The following is an 18,687-nucleotide window of genomic DNA, read 5'->3' as shown; positions in this document are numbered from 1 at the left end:
GTGGGTGCATTGTAATGACCGATATCGAATATCTGGATCGCGCCGAGGCCTTGCTGCGCGCCATAGAACTGGCTTGCGACCGCATCAACGATGAGACTGCCGCGGACATTGACAACCAGCGCGTGGGCGGCATGGTGACGTTGACCTTTGCCAACCGCAGCCAGATCATCGTGAATTTGCAGAAACCGCTGCAGGAGGTCTGGATGGCGGCTCGCGCGGGGGGCTTTCACTACAAGTACGACGGTGCTCAGTGGATGGACAGCAAAGGACAGGGCGAGTTTTTTTCGCACCTGTCCCGTTGTGCAACCGAGCAGGCGGGCCAGCCGCTGACGTTCAGTTCCTGAACAGGTCCAGGATGGTGCGCCGGTCTTCGGTGGTGTTGGGCTGAGTAGCGGCCTCTGGGGACGTGACATCGCTTTCAACCTGGCTACCGGGCCACGGATCCTGCAAGCCCAGACCATGCACACCTTGGCCAGGGCCAAATTCCTCGTAGTACCAGTCGCCACCGACACGAATCACGCCCGACGGCGGTTTGTACTCAACCACGGGTACCCCTTTGAGCGCTTCGGCCATGTAGTCGATCCAGATCGGCAGGCTCAAGCCGCCACCGGTTTCGCGGCTACCCAGATTGCGTGGGGTGTCGTACCCCACCCAGGCTGTCGCCACGAGGGAAGGGTGGTAGCCCACGAACCAGGCGTCCATGGAGTCGTTGGTGGTGCCTGTCTTGCCGTAAACGTCCGGCCGCTTCAGCGTTGCCTGGGCACGCGCAGCCGTGCCGGTTCGTGTGATTTCCTGCAGCAGGCTGCTCATGATGAACGCGTTGCGTTCGTCGATGACCTGGCTTGATGCGTCCACTGCTTTGGGTGGTTCATCAAAAAGCACTTTTCCACGTTGTTCAACCACGCGGGTGATCAGGACGGGTGTGACGCGATGACCGCCGTTGGCAAACACGGCATACCCAGTGGTCATCTGCATCGGAGTGACCGCACCGGCGCCGAGTGCCATGGTCAGGTAGGGAGGGTGTCTCTCCGGAGGGAAACCGAACCGGGCGACCCAGTCCTGGGCGCTTTTTGTTCCAACGAGCTGTAGCACGCGGATCGACACCATGTTTTTGGACTTGGCCAACGCGCGGCGCACCGACATCGGGCCCTCGAACTGTCCGTCGTAGTTCTTGGGTTCCCAGGGCTTGCCACCGGTTTGCTCGGCGCTGTAGAAAAGCGGCGCGTCGTTCACCACAGTCATCGGCGTCAGGCCTTTTTCAAGCGCGGCGGAGTAGATGAAGGGCTTGAAGCTGGAGCCCGGCTGGCGCCAAGCCTGGGTCACGTGGTTAAACTTGTTCTTCTGGAAATCGAAGCCACCGACCAGCGCGTGCACCGCGCCGGTGTTGGGATCCATCGCCACGAAGGCAGACTCGACCTCGGGCAACTGGCTGATGCGCCACCCGTTGGCAGAAGTCCTGACCACCCGAACCACGGCCCCCGGGCGGAGTTTGATCGAAGGGTCGGCCTTTTCCGCAAGTCCTGATTGCACGGGGCGCAGGCCATCGCCGGTGACGGCGAAGGGTTCGCCATCCTGTCGAACCACCACCACCTTGCGAGGACCGGCTTCAAGCACGACGGCAGAGAGCAGGTCACCGTTGTCGGGGTGCTCCGCCAACACGCTATCGATCACATCTTCACGCGTGGCCTTGTCTGCCGGGAGGTTGACGAAGAGTTCTGGGCCGCGGTACCTCTGTCGGCTTTCGTAAGTCAGGATGCCGCGTCGCAGAGCCTGGTAGGCGGTTTGCTGTTCGCTGGACTGAAGCGTGGTGGTGACGGTCAGGCCGCGGGTGTAGGCCTCTTCACCATATTGGGCGACCATGGACTGGCGAACCATCTCGGCAACAAATTCACCGTGAACCCGTTCAGGTCCTCCTAAAGGTCGAAGTCTGAGTTCTTCGACCCGGGCTGATTGGGCCTCTTCGGCGGTGATGAACCCGTTTTCGAGCATGCGATCAATGATGTGCAGTTGCCTGGCACGTGCGCGTTTGGGGTTGGAAATGGGGTTGTACGCCGAAGGCGCTTTGGGCAGGCCCGCCAGCATGGCGGCTTCGGCAATGCTCACGTCCTTGAGCGGCTTGCCGAAGTACGTCTGCGACGCGGTGGCAAAGCCATAGGCTCGCTGACCCAGAAAAATCTGGTTCATGTAGATCTCCAGGATCTGCTCTTTGGTCAGCAGGTATTCCAGCTTGAATGTGAGCAGCACCTCATAGATCTTGCGGGTGTAGCTCTTTTCTGCCGACAGGTAAACGTTCCGGGCCACCTGCATCGTGATGGTGGATGCTCCCTGACTTTTCGCCTGGCCCAAATTGGCCAGCACCGCCCGGAGCATGCCTCGGTAGTCCACGCCGCCATGTTCGAAAAACCGGGCGTCCTCAATGGCGAGGACGGCATTCTTCATGACATCAGGGATGTCTTTTATCGGCAGGAGGCTGCGGCGCTCTTCGCCAAATTCGCCGATCACAAGGCCATCGGCAGTGAGCACCCGAAGGGGCAGCTTGGGCCGGTAGTCGGCCAAGGCGCCCACATCGGGCAGATTGGGATAGGCCACGGCCAGTCCGATTCCCACCCCCAAAAAGAGCGCAACAAAGGCCGCCAGCACCAGCCCTGTCAGACCTGCCAGCACGCGTCCAAGCCACGCCAGCAGGCCCGCTTTCTGGGAGTCGGTGGGCTCGGACGAGCGAGAGGCAGCGGGATCGTTTTGAGGCATGCGAACAGTCAAGGCGAGGGAGGCTGATTATAAAAATCGGCCTGTTGTGAAGATGTCAGAGCAGAAGCCGTTATTGTGAGTTGTTGTGTGTTTCCTATCTTTCTGCGTGCTGCCGGTGTGCCGGGAGTGGCTGGTTTGCGTATGCTTTTGGCAACGTTCTCTTTTGTGTCAAAGGTAGAAAATCTTTGCTGCACAAGGGGCTTGCTGCTAGCATTCAAGTGAAATCTTAAGTCTGGCGCCTTGCCGCGCTTCTATTTTTTGGGGGTCACCTTGATCTCATTGGGGTCGTTTTTCAGCCGTGATCCGGCGCCGTTGTTGGGCATCGACGTCAGCTCGTCCAGTGTCAAACTGGTCGAGTTGAGCCGGAATCGCTCTGGCGATCTGGTGTTGGAGCGTTGTGCCATCGAGCCCCTGGAGCGAGGGTGGATCACCGATGGGAACATCGAAAAGTTCGATGAAGTCGCCGAGGCCGTGCGCCGGGTTGTCCGCAAAAGCGGCAGCAAGACCAAGAATGTGGCCATGGCGTTGCCTGCATCGGCCGTGATCACCAAAAAAATCGTTCTCCCGGGTGGATTGTCTGAAAAAGAGCTTGAGGCGCAGGTCGAGTCGGAGGCCAACCAGTACATCCCCTTCTCGCTCGATGAAGTCAGTCTCGATTTTTGTGTCGTTGGGCCAAGTGCCAATTCGGTCGGAGATGCCGAGGTTCTGATCGCGGCTTCACGCAAGGAAAAGGTGTCTGATCGGCAGGGACTCGCTGAAGCCGCAGGCCTCAAGCCGGTCATCATGGACGTCGAACCCTACGCCTCTCGGATGGCCGCTGGGCGGGTCATTGAAACACTGCCCAATCAAGGCGTGGATTCACTGGTGGCATTGTTTGAGGTGGGTGCCATGACCACCAGTATGCAGGTGATGCGCAATGATGACGTGCTGTATGAGCGCGATCAAGCTTTTGGAGGCGCGCAGTTGACGCAGTTGATCGTGCGTCAGTACGGGTTTTCTGCCGACGAGGCTGAGGCCAAGAAGCGATCGGGCGACTTGCCTGATGACTATCGATCGGCCGTGCTGAATCCGTTCATTGAAAGCATGGCACAAGAAATCGGGCGCGCTCTGCAGTTTTTCTTCACCAGCACCCCCTACAACAAGGTTGACCACATCTTGCTGGCCGGTGGCAGTGCGGCATTGCCTGGCTTGACCGAAGGGGTCACCCATCAGACTTCGTTTGCCTGCATGGTGATCAATCCGTTCGATGGCATGGAAATGGCCTCCAGCGTACAGGCACGAAAGATCGCGCGTGAAGCTCCATCTTATCTAACCTCCACAGGTCTGGCGTTGCGGAGGTTTTACCAATGATTTTGATCAATTTGCTGCCTCATCGTGAGGCTGCGAGAAAAAAGCAGAAAGAGCAGTTCTTTACACAGCTGGGGCTGTCTGCCCTGCTTGGAGGCATCATCTGCGGTGCGGTATTCACATGGTATCAAGGGCAAATTGCAGAACAGCAGCAGCGGAATTCGTTTCTTCAAAGCAAGACGAAAGAGTTGGATGCTGAAATTAAGGATATTGCAAGCCTTCAGGCGCAAATTGCCTCTTTGCGGGCCAGGCAAACCGCTGTAGAGGGGCTGCAGGCGGATCGAAACATGCCTGTGCACCTGCTTGACGAACTGGTGGCGCAGCTGCCCGACGGCATTTATCTGAAAAGCATGAAGCAAGAAAATCAAAGCGTCTTGCTGGAGGGCGTGGCCCAATCTCAAGAACGGGTTTCTGAGTTGTTGCGGAATCTAGCGAACAACTCGTCTTGGCTTGGAAAACCTGAGTTGATCGAAATCGTTGCAGCCAACGCAACCGGTTCAAATCGCGAGCAACGCAGGGTATCGAATTTCAAGATCAGAGTGGCTCTCAATCGCCCCACTGGTTCGAATGCCGCTGGACAGGGTGCTGCGGGAGCAACGTCTCCAGCACCAGGAAAAGTCTGATCGGGGTAATCATGGCTCTATCACCTACCATCAACCTCGATTTCAAATCGGTTCAGGATACGCTTCAGAGGCAGTTCTCTGGCCTTGATCCCAATGATCCTTCTTCCTGGCCATCGCTGCCGCGGAATCTTCTTTACATATTTGTTTGCGCCGCTGTTATTGCTGGTCTTTGGTTTTTTTGGCTCAAGGCTGTTGATGAGGAGTTGTTGACTGAGCAGACCCGTGAACAGCAGTTGCGAGAAGACTATCGAAAAAAGCTTGTTCAGGCAGTCAATCTCGATGCGTTGAAGAAGCAGCTTGAACAGGTTCAGCAGTACGTTAACCAGTTGGAGAAACAACTTCCTAGCAAGGCAGAAATGGATGCCTTGCTGTCTGATATCAATCAGGCCGGCTTGGGTCGCAGTTTGCAGTTTGAATTGTTTCGCCCAGGCCAAGTCTCTGTTAAGGAGTACTATGCAGAGCTTCCGATTTCTGTTCGCGTAACAGGTGGGTATCACGATATTGGATTGTTCGCGGCAGACATCGCCAACTTGTCTCGTATTGTCACATTGAACAATTTGTCACTTGCTCCTGTAAAAGATAGGGATGGCATCCTTACCATGGATTGCACTGCAAAGACATTCCGGTATCTGGATCAAGAGGAAATTGAGCTGCAGCAGAAATCTGCGACGACCAAAAATGCACCCAAAGGAGTATCTCAATGATGCGGTGCAAGCTAGATAACAAAGTGGGCATCGTGTTGTTGACTTTTGCCGCGGTTTTGCTGCAGGGGTGTGGGAGCTCTGAGCAGGAAGAGTTGAGCCTCTGGATGCAAAATGAGAGAAACTCCATCAAGCCTGATGTAAAGCCAATTCCGGAACCTACAAAATTTGAACCATATGCTTACGGAGGTGAGCGCCTTGTGGAGCCCTTCAGCAGCGAAAAATTGGCGAGCATTCTGCGCGGAGGACAGGCGCTACCCGCCGGGAATTCTGCTTTGATTGATGCAGAGATGAGTCGCCGGAAACAGCCGTTGGAGGCTTTTCCGCTGGATACCATGTCGATGGTTGGCAGTCTGAATCGTGCTGGACAGCTCGTTGCCTTGGTGAAGGTGGATCAACTCCTTTACCAAGTAACCCAGGGCAGTTACTTGGGTCAGAACTATGGACGGGTGTTGAAAATTACCGAAAATGAAATCAACCTGCGCGAAATTGTGCAGGATGCAGCGGGTGAATGGATTGAGCGTCCGGCGGCATTGCAGTTACAAGAGGAAGTTTCCAAATGACAAAATCTTATAGCGTGACCATCTCTGAGTCAAAAGAGCGGAGTCTGCGCAAGCTGTCACTGTTCATTGTCCTAGCCATGACTTCGGTTCTGGCCCATGCTCAAAATGCCATCCAGTCTTTGACTGGTGGCATGCAGGCCGGTGTGGAGGTTGTGCGTATTGACACGACAGAGGCTTTGACCGCATTGCCAACCGGATTCACGATCCAGTCACCTGCCCGTATTGCCTTGGACTTCCCGGGTGTGGTGAATGCCATGGGAAAAAGTACCGTGGAGTTGAATCAAGGGAATTTGAGATCGGCCAACGTGGTTCAGGCGGGAGATCGGACCCGGGTGGTGATCAATCTGAAGCAACCAGCTGCATACCAAGCCAAACTGGATGGCAAATCGTTGTTGCTGGTTCTTGATCGGACGGAATCAGCCGGGGCACCTTCCCCAAGCGGTCCTGCAGTGTTTGCCCAAGTGCAAACTGATCACACGGTTGCACTCAAAGACATTGATTTCCGAAGAGGCGTTGGTAATTCAGGACGGGTGGTGGTTGATCTTGCGAGCAACCAGGTCGGTGTCGACATCCGCCAGCAGGGCAAAGATCTTGTTGTGGACTTCTTGCGAACGTCGTTGCCAGAAGGATTGAACCGCAAGTTGGACGTGACCGATTTTGGAACACCTGTCCAGAGCGTGGTCACCAGTCAGATTGGCGACCGTGTTCGCATGGTGGTTACGCCCAAGGGCAACTGGGAGCACTCGGCATATCAGAGTGACAATCAGTTTGTGCTTGAGGTTCGCGAACAAAAGGTTGACGAATCCAAGCTTACTCAAGGACCTGGCTATAACGGTGAGAAATTGTCACTCAATTTCCAAAATATTGAAGTCAGGTCGCTGCTGCAGGTTATTGCCGATTTTACCAACTTCAATATTGTTACCTCGGATTCAGTAAGTGGAGCCGTGACGCTGCGTTTGAAGGATGTTCCTTGGGATCAAGCTTTGGACATTATTCTTCAGGCCAAGGGTTTGGGGATGCGAAAGAGTGGGAATGTTCTCTGGATTGCTCCGCAAGATGAAATTGCAGCGCGCGAGAAGCAAGAGTTGGAAGCTAAGGCCTCAATTGAAAGCCTGGAGACGTTGCGTACCCAAAGTTTCCAGATGAATTATGCGAAAGCCAGCGAGGTAGCTGTTCAGTTAACCGGATCTGGTGGTGCTGCCGGAGGCTCGGCTGGTGGTGTTGGCGCGCGTATTCTTTCAAATCGGGGTAGCGTGATCGCTGAACCAAGGACAAATCAGCTGTTCGTGACCGATGTTCCAACGAAACTGGAGCAGGTTCAACAACTAATATCAAAACTGGATATTCCAATTCGTCAAGTACTGATTGAGGCCCGTATTGTTGAGGCTGATGACAGATTTGGACGATCCTTGGGAGTGCGATTGGGCGGGAGTGATCTCCGTGGTGTTCGCGGTGGGGATGCCGGATATGCGGTTAATGGACAAAATCGCGTTGCTATCGGAGGTAGCTATAACGCTGTTTCGAGTACCACTGCTGAATCAGAAAATGTGTTGGATACCATCAACACCAGTTTCGTTAATTTGCCATCTGCTGGCATCGGTGGTTCTTTGCCTGCTGCCTTTGCTGTATCGCTTTTTAGTTCTGCAGCGAATCGCTTTTTGAATCTCGAAATATCAGCTCTTGAAGCCGATGGTCGAGGGAAAATTGTTTCGAGTCCTCGAGTTGTGACCGCAGACCAAGTGAAAGCATTGATTGAACAGGGGACGGAGTATCCTTATTTGCAGGCAACCTCTAGTGGCGCTACTTCAGTAGCTTTCAGGAAGGCCAATTTGAAGCTTGAAGTTACACCTCAGATCACGCCTGAAGGGGGCATCATCCTTGATGTCGATATCAATAAGGATAGTCGTGGTGAAACAGTGGCTGCGGGTATTGCAATTAATACCAAGCATGTTCAAACTCAAGTGTTGGTTGAAAATGGAGGTACGGTCGTCATCGGTGGCATCTTTGAGCAAAATGAAACAGAAGATGTAACTAAGGTGCCGCTGTTTGGGGATCTTCCAGTTGTTGGGAATCTATTTAAAAATAGAAACAAGACTTCAAACAAATCTGAGTTGTTAATCTTCATCACGCCAAGAACCATTGGCGACCGTGGCGTCGCTAGATAAATGATTGGAAACTGATATGAGTAAAATGAATTTCACTTTGAGGTCGGTGTGTCTTTTTGGCGTTGTTGCTGCATTGGCTTCCTGTGGTGGGGGCGGCGGGGATGCTGGGGATTCTGCCGAGTTTGCAGCTGTTCCTGATGCTGTGAATATCAAAGCGGGGGATGGGGATTTGTCTTGTCAAGGAACGGCAGGAATTCAAACAACCTTTACTATTGTTGGAGGGCAGCCACCTTTTCGGATTGTAAATTCTTTTCCTCAGTATCTCTTTCTTGATCGTACAGAGGTTTCTGGTCAGGATCCGAAGTTCAAAGTTACAACGCTCACCGGTTGTGGTGAGGACCTAACGATACTTGTCCTTGATCAGCATTCTCGTTCTGCTACGGTCGCTTTCACTGTGGAGAAGGGTGACGAGATCACTGAGTGATCTTTAACATCTGGTGCATCGTTGCCATCGGGTGTTTAGGATGCTCATGAGATGGATCTCTCTATGGGATTTTTGCTTGTTCGCCGTAGAGGTATCTACGCTTTTGCGTGCTATTGATGCAATTGTTGATTTCTTTGGTGGGGTTGCCAGGATCTGGCAAGACAACCGTCGGTCGCCAATTGTCTCGCAGGCTTTCGGTTCCTTTTTTCGACTCTGATCACGTGATCGAGCAGCGTCTCGGGTGTTCGATTCGCGAGTATTTTGATCGAGAAGGCGAAGACAGCTTTCGTGATCTTGAGGCTGCTGTGATTGCTGAGTTGACGCGGGGGGAGGCTTGCGTGCTGTCGACCGGTGGGGGCGCCGTGTTGCGAGCGGCGAATCGGACTTGTCTTCGCGAACGCAGTCATGTGGTGTATTTGAGATCTTCACCCGAGGAAGTTTTTCGGCGTTTGCGACACGACCGGAACAGGCCCCTTCTTCAGGTTGCAGACCCGCTGCAGCGGCTTCGGGATCTGTTTGCGCAACGGGATCCGCTGTACAGGGAGACCGCGCACTATGTGATCGAAACAGGGCGACCTTCCGTGTCATCCCTTGTCAACATGATCATGATGCAACTGGAACTGGCCGGCGTGGTGAAAGATGTTTTAACACCCAGGCAGGACACCAGAAAGACCTGACATCTGGTCGCTTTGCGGGTGGGGCCGTCGATGGGCTTCCTTTCTACCTGGGAGGCTCTACACTCTGGCCCCATGCATGAGACCACACCATCAGCGACGCTATCCCCCGTTGAAATCCACTTGGGTGAGCGGAGCTACAACATTGTCATTGGCGGTGGCTTGCTTGGGTCGCTAGACAGCTACGCCGGCCTTCCGCACGCCAAGACTGCGCTTATCGTGACCAATGAGACGGTAGCGCCGCTGTACCTTCAGACCTTGGCTGACGCCTTGAAAGGCCAGTATCCGGTGGTGGGCCAGGTGGTTCTGCCTGACGGTGAGGTTTACAAAACCTGGGCCACTCTCAATCTGATATTCGATGCCTTGCTTGAACAGGGGTGCGACCGCAGAACGGTGTTGTTTGCCCTGGGTGGGGGTGTCGTCGGGGACATGACCGGCTTTGCCGCAGCCAGCTACATGCGAGGGGTGCCTTTTGTGCAGGTCCCCACGACGTTGCTGGCCCAGGTTGACTCCTCGGTGGGGGGGAAAACCGGCATCAATCATCCGTTGGGCAAGAACATGATTGGTGCGTTCTACCAGCCGCAGCGGGTGATCTGCGATCTGGATACGCTCAAGACGCTGCCTGAGCGAGAACTGAGTGCAGGCTTGGCCGAAGTCATCAAGTACGGACCCATCGCCGACGCGGTTTTTCTGGACTGGATCGAGTCCAATCTGGACAAGCTGCGAGCCCGTGATCCTGTCGCGTTGGCTTTTGCGATTCGACGCAGCTGTGAAATCAAGGCCCATGTGGTGGGTGCTGATGAGCGAGAGGCTGGTCTTCGAGCAATCCTGAATTTCGGTCACACCTTTGGCCACGCCATTGAGGCGGGCATGGGATATGGGCAATGGTTGCATGGTGAGGCGGTGGGTTGTGGCATGGTGATGGCTGCGCGCCTGTCGCAGCGCTTGGGCTTGATCGACGCAGCGTATGTGGATCGACTGACCCGTTTGATTGAGCGCGCCGGTCTGCCCGTTGTGGCGCCCGTGCTGGATGCTCTGGACAACGCGGGCCGCTACCTTGCGCTGATGCGTGTGGACAAAAAGGTAGAGGCTGGGGAGATCAAGTTTGTGTTGATTGACGGTTCCGGACGGGCGATCGTCCGCAGCGCACCGGACAGCGTGGTGACCGAGGTGATCCAGGCCAGTTGCCGCCAGTGAACACCCGGCGTCTGCAGGTGCTGGCTGATCAGGTGGTGACAAGGGCCTCGGGATGCACATGAACAACGGAATGGGCCTCGCGCCGTACGCGTGTCACCCCGACAGCAGCAGGGGCCGGCGTTTCAAGGAACCCGAAGCACCCACGCGAACAGCGTTTCAACGGGACCGCGATCGCATCATCCACTGCACGGCCTTTCGGCGCCTGGTTTACAAGACCCAGGTGTTTCTGAACCATGAGGGCGACCTGTTCCGTACCCGCCTGACCCATTCGTTGGAGGTCGCGCAATTGGGGCGGAGCATCGCCCGTTCGTTGGGGCTGAACGAAGACCTCGTGGAAGCGGTCGCGCTGGCGCATGATCTGGGCCACACACCGTTCGGACACGCGGGCCAGGATGCGTTGAACGCTTGCATGAAAAACCAGCCTTCATTGCAGAATGCGCCTCACGCGAGTGAACAGGCGGGCTTTGAGCACAACCTTCAGAGCTTGAGGGTGGTCGATGCGCTGGAGGAGCGCTACCCCGATTTCGACGGGTTGAATCTCACTTTCGAGACCCGGGAGGGCATTCTGAAGCACTGTTCTCCGGCGAATGCAAAACGTCTCTGCGCCCAGGATGCCTCCGGGGTGGCGGTGCGGTTCTTGACCGGTGGTTCTCCTTCTCTGGAGGCACAACTGTGCAACCTGGCTGACGAGATCGCCTACAACGCGCACGATATCGACGATGGCGTGCGCTCCGGTTTGCTGAGCATGGAGCAGCTTGAGGCCGTCCCCCTGTTTGCGCGGTATCACCGGCTGGTTCTGGAGAAGCACCCGCGACTTGACGGCCGCCGGCTGTTGTTCGAGGTGATCCGGCGGATGCTCAGCGATCAGGTGTACGACGTGATCGACACCTCGCGCACAAGTATCGAGACATCAAAGGTCGGCTCTGTGGATGACGTGCGGGCACATGGCACCCTGGTGTCGTTCTCAGCGGCGATGCGTGACCAGTCCATGGAGTTGAAGCAGTTCCTCCTGCGCAATCTGTACCGGCATCCGCAGGTGATGGAAACAACCGAACGGGCCCGGTGTGTGGTGACGGAGCTGTTTGCCTTCTACCTGGATCAGCCTCATGAGCCTCCAATGAGTCACCAGCCCGACGCACACCGGGCGCGGGCCGTTGCCGACTACATCGCTGGCATGACCGACCGCTTTGCGATCCGGGAACACGAGCGCCTGAGCGGTAAGGTGCTCTTTCCTTGACAGTGCCTGAATCCGCGTTCGTGCCCGAGCGCAATCCTGTGGTGTTGGCGGCGGTTGTTGTCGGGGTTGGCGTCGTTTGCGCGCTGCACGTGGGCAAACTTCCGGTAGCCATTCCTGTGTTGCAGGCGTCTTTGGGGCTCAGTCTTCTTCAGGCAGGGTTCTTGTTGTCACTGGTTCAGCTCGCCGGGATGACGCTGGGCCTCCTCGTGGGGTTGATGGCAGATCATCTGGGCCCTCGGCGTGTGATGCTGACGGGTCTGGGTTTGCTGGCATTGGGCAGTGCGCTGGGTGGTTTGTCGACCGGGGTTCGTGGGCTGCTGGCGACCCGGGTGCTGGAAGGGCTGGGATTCCTCCTGGCGGTGCTGCCCGCCCCGGGCCTGCTGCGCCGGCGGGTCCATGATCCGAAAACGCTCGCGCGGGCACTCGGTTGGTGGGGGGCCTACATGCCGCTGGGCACGGCGACAGCACTTCTATGTGGCGCACCGTTGTTGGCGCTGATCGGATGGCGTCCGGTGTGGCTGTCGTTGGCCCTGCTGACGTTGCTGACCGCCATCGGACTCGCCACCCAGGTTTCGGGTGACTCTGCAGGTGCGACGGGTGCCAGTTCGCTGGTAGCCGGAAGAGCGCCGAGTCCATGGACCCGCGTTCAACAGACGCTGGTTGCCCCGGGGCCTTGGCTGGTTGCGCTGGCTTTCTTTCTGTATTCGGGGCAGTGGTTGGCGGTGGTGGGATTCTTGCCCACCATCTACAACCAGGCAGGCTACAGCGGCGTGGTGGTTGGGGTTCTGACGGCGCTTGCCGCGGGCATCAACATGGTGGGGAACATCGGTGCCGGCCGGTGTCTGGCACGAGGCATACGTCCCGGCGTGTTGTTGTCAACGGCTTACCTGGCCATGGCACTGGGGGCTGTCGTGGCCTTCGGGGCGCAAGGTCATCCGGTGTGGCAGTACCTGGCCGTGCTGGTGTTCTCCGGTGTGGGTGGTCTGATCCCGGGCACGCTGTTCAGCTTGGCCGTCGTGTTGGCGCCAGGGGAGGCAACGGTCTCCACCACCGTGGGCTGGATGCAGCAGTTCTCGGCACTGGGTCAGTTTCTCGGGCCACCCTTGGTGGCATGGGTAGCCACGCAGACAGGGGGGTGGCACTGGACCTGGGTGGTGACGGGCAGTTGCTCATTGCTCGGCATCGCGTTGGCTGCCTGGCTGCAGCGCGCCTGGGCGGATCGAGCCCTGCGCTGACAGCAGGGCGTCCGCTGACGGCGGATCATGGCATCCGTGAGATGAAAAAATGGGGTCAGAATCTACACCCTGTTCACCTCGTTGACCGGATTGCGCAATGGCCCGCTTACCTCGCCTCACCCTGCCTGGTCACCTCCACCATGTGATCCAGAGGGGAAACAACAGCCAGTCGATCGTGCTGGACGATGCCGACCGCACGGCGCTTCTTGACGCGGTGGCCGAGAACGCCAAAAAGTACCAAGTCGCGTTACACGCCTATGTGCTGATGGACAACCACGTTCATCTTCTGCTCACACCCGAGACAGCAGACGGCGTGCCTCGCATGATGCAAGCCATCGGCCGGCGTTACGTGCGTCATTTCAATGCCAGACATGGACGCACAGGAACGCTGTGGGAAGGCCGCTACAGATCGACTCTGCTGGAGGCGGAGCGCTATTTGCTGCCCTGCATGGTCTATCTGGATCTGAATCCGGTGCGTGCCGGGTTGGTGACCGATCCCGTGCACCACGGCTGGTCCAGCCACAGGCATTACATCGGGCAGGGTTCCGACCGGCGCATCACCCCCCATCCGGCTTACTGGCGCCTGGGCAACACGCCTTTTGCGCGGGAAGCGGCATACGCCGAGTTGGTGCGTTCCGGATTGAGCGCAGCGCAGTTGACCGTGATCACCAACGCGCTGCTGCATGGGTGGGCGCTTGGGGAGCCCGACTTCATGGCCGCACTGCAGGCGCAAACCGACAGACGGGTGAGCAAGGGCAAACCGGGTCGACCCCCTTCGCGGCGCACATCAGCCAGCGATTGATCAAGATGGTCAATCAAATCAACGGCTTGCGTTTCGATTTGATATGTCCCTTATTATCTATTCAGTTTTCTTTATGGTATTTAATATAAACCTGACCCTAATTATTCAACTTGGCATTTTTGTTGCATTGCACTAAGCTCTGCACCCCGCGAATTTTGTTTTCATGCCCTCGAACCGAGAAGGAAGCGCCATGACCACGGCAGCCGAACAGCAGCAACTCCAGCAACAGGGTCTGTACGACCCGGCCAATGAGCACGACGCCTGTGGCGTGGGCTTTGTCGCTCACATCAAGGGCGAGAAGAGCCATGCGATCGTGCAGCAGGGGCTGAAGATTCTTGAGAATCTGGACCACCGCGGCGCAGTGGGTGCCGACAAACTCATGGGCGACGGCGCCGGCATCCTGATCCAGTTGCCCGATGCGCTCTACCGCGAGGAAATGGCGGCGCAGGGCATCACGCTGCCACCGCCCGGCGAGTACGGCGTTGGCATGATCTTCATGCCCAAGGAGCACGCTTCCCGCCTGGCCTGTGAACAGGAAATGGAACGCGCCATCGCTGACGAAGGCCAGGTGTTGCTGGGCTGGCGCGATGTGCCGGTCAACAAAGACATGCCGATGTCGCCCACCGTGCGCGAAAAGGAGCCCATCCTGCGCCAGGTGTTCATCGGGCGCGGCAACGACGTGATCGTGCAGGACGCTCTGGAGCGCAAGCTCTATGTGATCCGCAAGACCGCCAGCGGTCACATCCAGTCGCTCAAGCTCAAGCACAGCAAAGAGTATTACGTGGTCAGCATGAGCAGCCGCACCGTGATCTACAAGGGCCTGCTGCTGGCCGATCAGGTGGGCACTTACTACAAGGACCTGCAGGACACCCGCTGCGTTTCGGCCCTGGGCCTGGTGCACCAGCGCTTCTCCACCAACACCTTCCCCGAGTGGCCGCTGGCCCACCCGTACCGCTACGTGGCGCACAACGGTGAAATCAACACCGTCAAAGGCAACTACAACTGGATGAAGGCACGCGAAGGCGTGATGTCTTCGCCGGTGCTGGGCGCCGACCTGCAGAAGCTGTACCCGATCAGCTTCGCCGGCCAGTCCGACACCGCCACCTTCGACAACTGCCTCGAACTGCTGACCATGGCGGGTTACCCGCTGGCCCAGGCCGTGATGATGATGATCCCTGAGCCCTGGGAGCAGCACACCACCATGGACGTGCGCCGCAAGGCTTTCTACGAATACCACGCTGCCATGATGGAACCCTGGGACGGCCCGGCCTCCATCGTGTTCACCGACGGCCGCCAGATCGGCGCTACGCTGGACCGCAACGGCCTGCGACCCTCGCGCTACTGCATCACCGATGACGATATGGTCATCATGGGTTCCGAGTCGGGCGTGTTGCCGGTGCCGGAAAACAAGATCGTGCGCAAATGGCGTCTGCAGCCCGGCAAGATGTTCCTGATCGACCTGGAGCAGGGCCGCATGATCGACGACGAGGAGCTCAAGGCCAACCTCGCCAACACCAAGCCCTACAAGCAGTGGATCGACAACCTGCGCATCCGCCTGGACGACGTGGAAACACCGGTCGCCGGTGAGGATGCACAGGAGCTGCCCATCGGCCAGACCGAACCGCAGTCCACCGGCGCCGAGAGCGTCACCCCCGAGTTGCTGGACCGCCAGCAGGCCTTTGGCTACACGCAGGAAGACATCAAGTTCCTGCTCAGCCCCATGGCCGCCAACGGCGAAGAGGGCATCGGCTCCATGGGCAACGACAGCCCGCTGGCCGTGCTGTCCGACAAGGACAAACCGCTCTACAACTATTTCAAGCAGCTGTTCGCGCAGGTGACCAACCCGCCGATCGACCCGATCCGCGAAGCGATCGTGATGTCGCTGGTGTCCTTCATCGGCCCCAAGCCCAACCTGCTGGACATCAACCACGTCAACCCGCCCATGCGCCTGGAAGTGAGCCAGCCGGTGCTGGACGTGGCCGACATGGCCAAGCTGCGCGACATCGACGGCGTGACCCAGGGCAAGTTCCGCAGCCACACGCTGGACATCTCCTACCCAGTGTTCTGGGGGCGCGAAGGCGTGGAAGCCAAGCTGGCGTCGTTGTGCGCCGAAGCGGTGGACGCGATCAAGAGCGGCCAGAACATCCTGATCATCAGCGACCGCGGTGTGAGCGCCACGCAGGTGGCGATCCCCGCACTGCTGGCGCTCTCGGCCATTCACCAGCACCTGGTGCGTGAAGGCCTCCGCACCTCGGTAGGCCTGGTGGTGGAGACCGGCACCGCGCGCGAAGTGCACCACTTCGCCGTGCTGGCCGGCTACGGCGCCGAGGCCGTGCACCCGTACCTGGCGATGGAAACCCTGGCCGCGATCTGCAAGGACCTGCCGGGCGACCTGAGCGCCGAGAAGGCGATCTACAACTACGTCAAGGCGATCGGCAAGGGACTGTCCAAGATCATGTCCAAGATGGGCGTGAGCACCTACATGTCATACTGCGGCGCCCAGCTGTTCGAGGCCATCGGCCTCAACAGCGAAACGGTGGACAAGTACTTCTCTGGCACGTCCAGCCGCGTGGGTGGCATCGGCGTGTTCGAGATCGCCGAAGAAGCCATCCGCATGCACAAGGCGGCCTTCAGCGACAACCCGGTGCTCGCCACCATGCTGGACACCGGCGGTGAATACGCCTGGCGTGCCCGCGGCGAGGAGCACATGTGGACGCCCGACGCCATCGCCAAGCTGCAGCACAGCACACGCGCCAACAACTGGAACACGTACAAGGAATACGCCCAGATCATCAACGACCAGAGCAAGCGCCACATGACGCTGCGCGGCCTGTTCGAGTTCAAGATCGACCCCAGCAAGGCGATTTCCATCGACGAAGTCGAGCCGGCGAAAGAGATCGTCAAGCGTTTCGCCACCGGTGCCATGTCGCTGGGCTCCATCTCCACCGAAGCCCATGCCACGCTGGCCGTGGCCATGAACCGCATCGGCGGCAAGAGCAACACCGGCGAAGGCGGCGAAGACGCGCTGCGTTACCGCAACGAACTCAAAGGCATCCCGATCAAGCAGGGCCAGACCATGTCCGACCTGCTGGGCAAGGACACTTTCGAGGTCGACTACGTGCTGCAGGAGGGCGACTCGATGCGCTCCAAGATCAAGCAGGTGGCCTCGGGTCGCTTCGGTGTCACCGCCGAATACCTGAACAGCGCCGACCAGATCCAGATCAAGATGGCGCAAGGCGCCAAGCCCGGCGAAGGCGGCCAGTTGCCTGGCGGCAAGGTGTCCGACTACATCGGCAAGCTGCGCCACAGCGTGCCGGGCGTGGGCCTGATTTCGCCCCCACCGCACCACGACATCTACTCGATCGAAGACCTGGCCCAGCTGATCCACGACCTGAAGAACGTGGCGCCGCACAGCTCCATCAGCGTCAAGCTGGTGTCCGAGATCGGTGTCGGCACGATCGCTGCGGGCGTGGCCAAGTGCAAGGCCGACCACGTGGTGATCGCCGGTCACGACGGCGGCACCGGCGCTTCGCCCTGGTCGTCGATCAAGCACGCGGGTTCGCCCTGGGAAATCGGCCTCGCCGAAACCCAGCAGACCCTGGTGCTCAACCGCCTGCGCAGTCGCGTGCGCGTGCAGGCCGACGGCCAGATGAAGACCGGTCGCGACGTGGTCATTGGCGGCCTGCTGGGTGCCGACGAATTTGGCTTCGCCACCGCGCCGCTGGTGGTTGAGGGCTGCATCATGATGCGCAAGTGCCACCTGAACACCTGCCCGGTGGGCGTGGCCACGCAAGACCCGGTGCTGCGCAAGAAATTCACCGGGAAGCCCGAGCACGTCGTCAACTATTTCTTCTTCATTGCCGAAGAAGCGCGCCAGATCATGGCGCAGCTGGGCATCCGCAAGTTCGATGACCTGATCGGCCGTGCCGACCTGCTGGACACCAAACAAGGCATCGAGCACTGGAAAGCCAAGGGCCTGGACTTCAGTCGCCTGCTGGCCATGCCGGCGGTGCCCGCCGACGTGCCACGCCTGCACACGCAGAACCAGGAACACGGTCTGGAGAAGTCGCTTGACAACATCCTGATCGCCAAGAGCCGCCCCGCCATCGACAAGGGCGAGAAGGTGCGCTTCATGGAAGCAGCGCGCAACGTCAACCGCTCGGTCGGCGCGATGCTCTCCGGCGCCGTGACCAAGGTGCACGCCGAAGGCCTGCCCGACGACACCATCCACATCCAGCTCGAAGGCACGGGCGGCCAGTCGTTCGGCGCCTTCCTGTGCAACGGCATCACGCTGTACCTGATCGGTGAAGCCAACGACTACACCGGCAAGGGCCTCTCCGGCGGCCGCGTGGTGGTGCGCCCGAGCCTGGACTTCCGCGGTGTGGCGACGCAAAACATCATCGTGGGCAACACCGTGATGTACGGTGCCACCAGCGGCGAAGCCTTCTTCGCCGGCGTGGCCGGCGAGCGCTTCGCGGTGCGCCTCTCGGGTGCCACCGCGGTGGTGGAAGGCACGGGCGACCACGGTTGTGAATACATGACCGGCGGCACCGTGGCCGTGCTGGGCAAGACCGGGCGCAACTTCGCCGCTGGCATGAGCGGTGGTCTGGCCTATGTGTACGACGAAGACGGCCAGTTCGCCAAGCGTTGCAACCCTGCCATGGTCAGCATGGAAAAGGTGCTGAGCACGGCCGAGCAGGAAGCCACGATGGACAAGGCCATCTGGCACCGTGGTCTGAGCGACGAAGCGCAGCTGAAGAAGCTGCTCGAAGACCACAACCGCTGGACCGGCAGCAAGCGCGCACGCGAACTGCTCGACACCTGGGTCGAGTCGCGCGGCAAGTTCGTGAAGGTGTTCCCGAACGAATACAAGCGTGCCCTGGGCGAGATCAACGCCCGCAAGACGGCCGCCACCGCCACCACCAAAGCCCAAGGCACGGCGAAGCAGGCCACGGCCGCCGCCAAATAAGC

Annotated in this window: 14 protein-coding genes; 13 read left to right on the top strand and 1 reads right to left on the bottom strand. The window is 58.5% G+C overall.

Annotated elements, in window-relative coordinates; all coding sequences use genetic code 11:
• Positions 1-14 precede the first annotated feature (14 nt).
• A complete protein-coding gene (gene cyaY, locus F3K02_RS02505) occupies positions 15-344 on the top strand; it encodes an iron donor protein CyaY (protein ID WP_177132984.1) in 330 nt (109 codons plus the stop codon).
• Here the strand turns inward: cyaY and F3K02_RS02500 are convergent.
• A complete protein-coding gene (locus F3K02_RS02500; protein WP_177132980.1) occupies positions 334-2,748 on the bottom strand; it encodes a penicillin-binding protein 1A in 2,415 nt (804 codons plus the stop codon). The genes cyaY and F3K02_RS02500 overlap by 11 nt on opposite strands.
• A gap of 270 nt (positions 2,749-3,018) precedes the next feature.
• Between F3K02_RS02500 and F3K02_RS02495 the strand changes: the two genes are divergently transcribed.
• From F3K02_RS02495 to F3K02_RS02440, 12 genes are all read left to right on the top strand, one after another.
• A complete protein-coding gene (locus tag F3K02_RS02495; RefSeq protein ID WP_177133178.1) occupies positions 3,019-4,098 on the top strand; it encodes a pilus assembly protein PilM in 1,080 nt (359 codons plus the stop codon).
• Positions 4,095-4,718 carry a PilN domain-containing protein gene (locus F3K02_RS02490; protein ID WP_177132978.1) on the top strand — a complete coding sequence of 208 codons (624 nt, stop codon included), beginning with the start codon at positions 4,095-4,097 and terminating at the stop codon, positions 4,716-4,718. The genes F3K02_RS02495 and F3K02_RS02490 overlap by 4 nt, the downstream gene beginning before the upstream one ends.
• Before the next feature lie 11 nt (positions 4,719-4,729).
• Entirely contained in the window at positions 4,730-5,422 is a 693-nt protein-coding gene (locus tag F3K02_RS02485; protein WP_177132975.1) for a type IV pilus inner membrane component PilO, read from the top strand.
• Entirely contained in the window at positions 5,419-5,982 is a 564-nt protein-coding gene (locus tag F3K02_RS02480) for a pilus assembly protein PilP (protein WP_425485556.1), read from the top strand. Before F3K02_RS02485 ends, F3K02_RS02480 begins: the two co-directional genes overlap by 4 nt.
• Positions 5,979-8,147 carry a type IV pilus secretin PilQ gene (locus F3K02_RS02475; RefSeq protein WP_177132974.1) on the top strand — a complete coding sequence of 723 codons (2,169 nt, stop codon included), beginning with the start codon at positions 5,979-5,981 and terminating at the stop codon, positions 8,145-8,147. Before F3K02_RS02480 ends, F3K02_RS02475 begins: the two co-directional genes overlap by 4 nt.
• Positions 8,148-8,163: 16 nt before the next feature.
• Positions 8,164-8,571 (top strand): hypothetical protein, encoded by a 408-nt coding sequence (locus F3K02_RS02470; RefSeq protein ID WP_177132972.1) that lies wholly within the window; start codon positions 8,164-8,166, stop codon positions 8,569-8,571.
• 122 nt (positions 8,572-8,693) lie between these two features.
• Positions 8,694-9,248 carry a shikimate kinase gene (locus F3K02_RS27390; protein WP_177133174.1) on the top strand — a complete coding sequence of 185 codons (555 nt, stop codon included), beginning with the start codon at positions 8,694-8,696 and terminating at the stop codon, positions 9,246-9,248.
• Positions 9,249-9,320: 72 nt separating this feature from the next.
• Positions 9,321-10,442, top strand: coding sequence for a 3-dehydroquinate synthase (aroB, locus tag F3K02_RS27385; protein ID WP_177132970.1), 1,122 nt, complete (start codon positions 9,321-9,323; stop codon positions 10,440-10,442).
• Between the two features lie 70 nt (positions 10,443-10,512).
• Positions 10,513-11,679: a deoxyguanosinetriphosphate triphosphohydrolase gene (locus F3K02_RS02455; protein ID WP_177133172.1), complete on the top strand. Its 1,167-nt coding sequence runs from the start codon at positions 10,513-10,515 to the stop codon at positions 11,677-11,679.
• A 2-nt stretch (positions 11,680-11,681) separates the two neighbouring features.
• Positions 11,682-12,914, top strand: coding sequence for an MFS transporter (locus F3K02_RS02450; RefSeq protein ID WP_343066963.1), 1,233 nt, complete (start codon positions 11,682-11,684; stop codon positions 12,912-12,914).
• 97 nt (positions 12,915-13,011) lie between these two features.
• Positions 13,012-13,716, top strand: a complete 705-nt coding sequence (locus tag F3K02_RS02445; RefSeq protein WP_177132967.1) for a transposase — start codon at positions 13,012-13,014, stop codon at positions 13,714-13,716.
• 190 nt (positions 13,717-13,906) lie between these two features.
• Positions 13,907-18,685, top strand: a complete 4,779-nt coding sequence (locus F3K02_RS02440; RefSeq protein WP_177132965.1) for a glutamate synthase-related protein — start codon at positions 13,907-13,909, stop codon at positions 18,683-18,685.
• Positions 18,686-18,687 lie beyond the last annotated feature (2 nt).

Source organism: Hydrogenophaga aromaticivorans (assembly GCF_013387465.1).
GTDB classification, from domain to species: Bacteria; Pseudomonadota; Gammaproteobacteria; order Burkholderiales; family Burkholderiaceae_C; genus Hydrogenophaga; species Hydrogenophaga aromaticivorans.
This window is presented reverse-complemented; position numbering and strand designations above follow the sequence as displayed.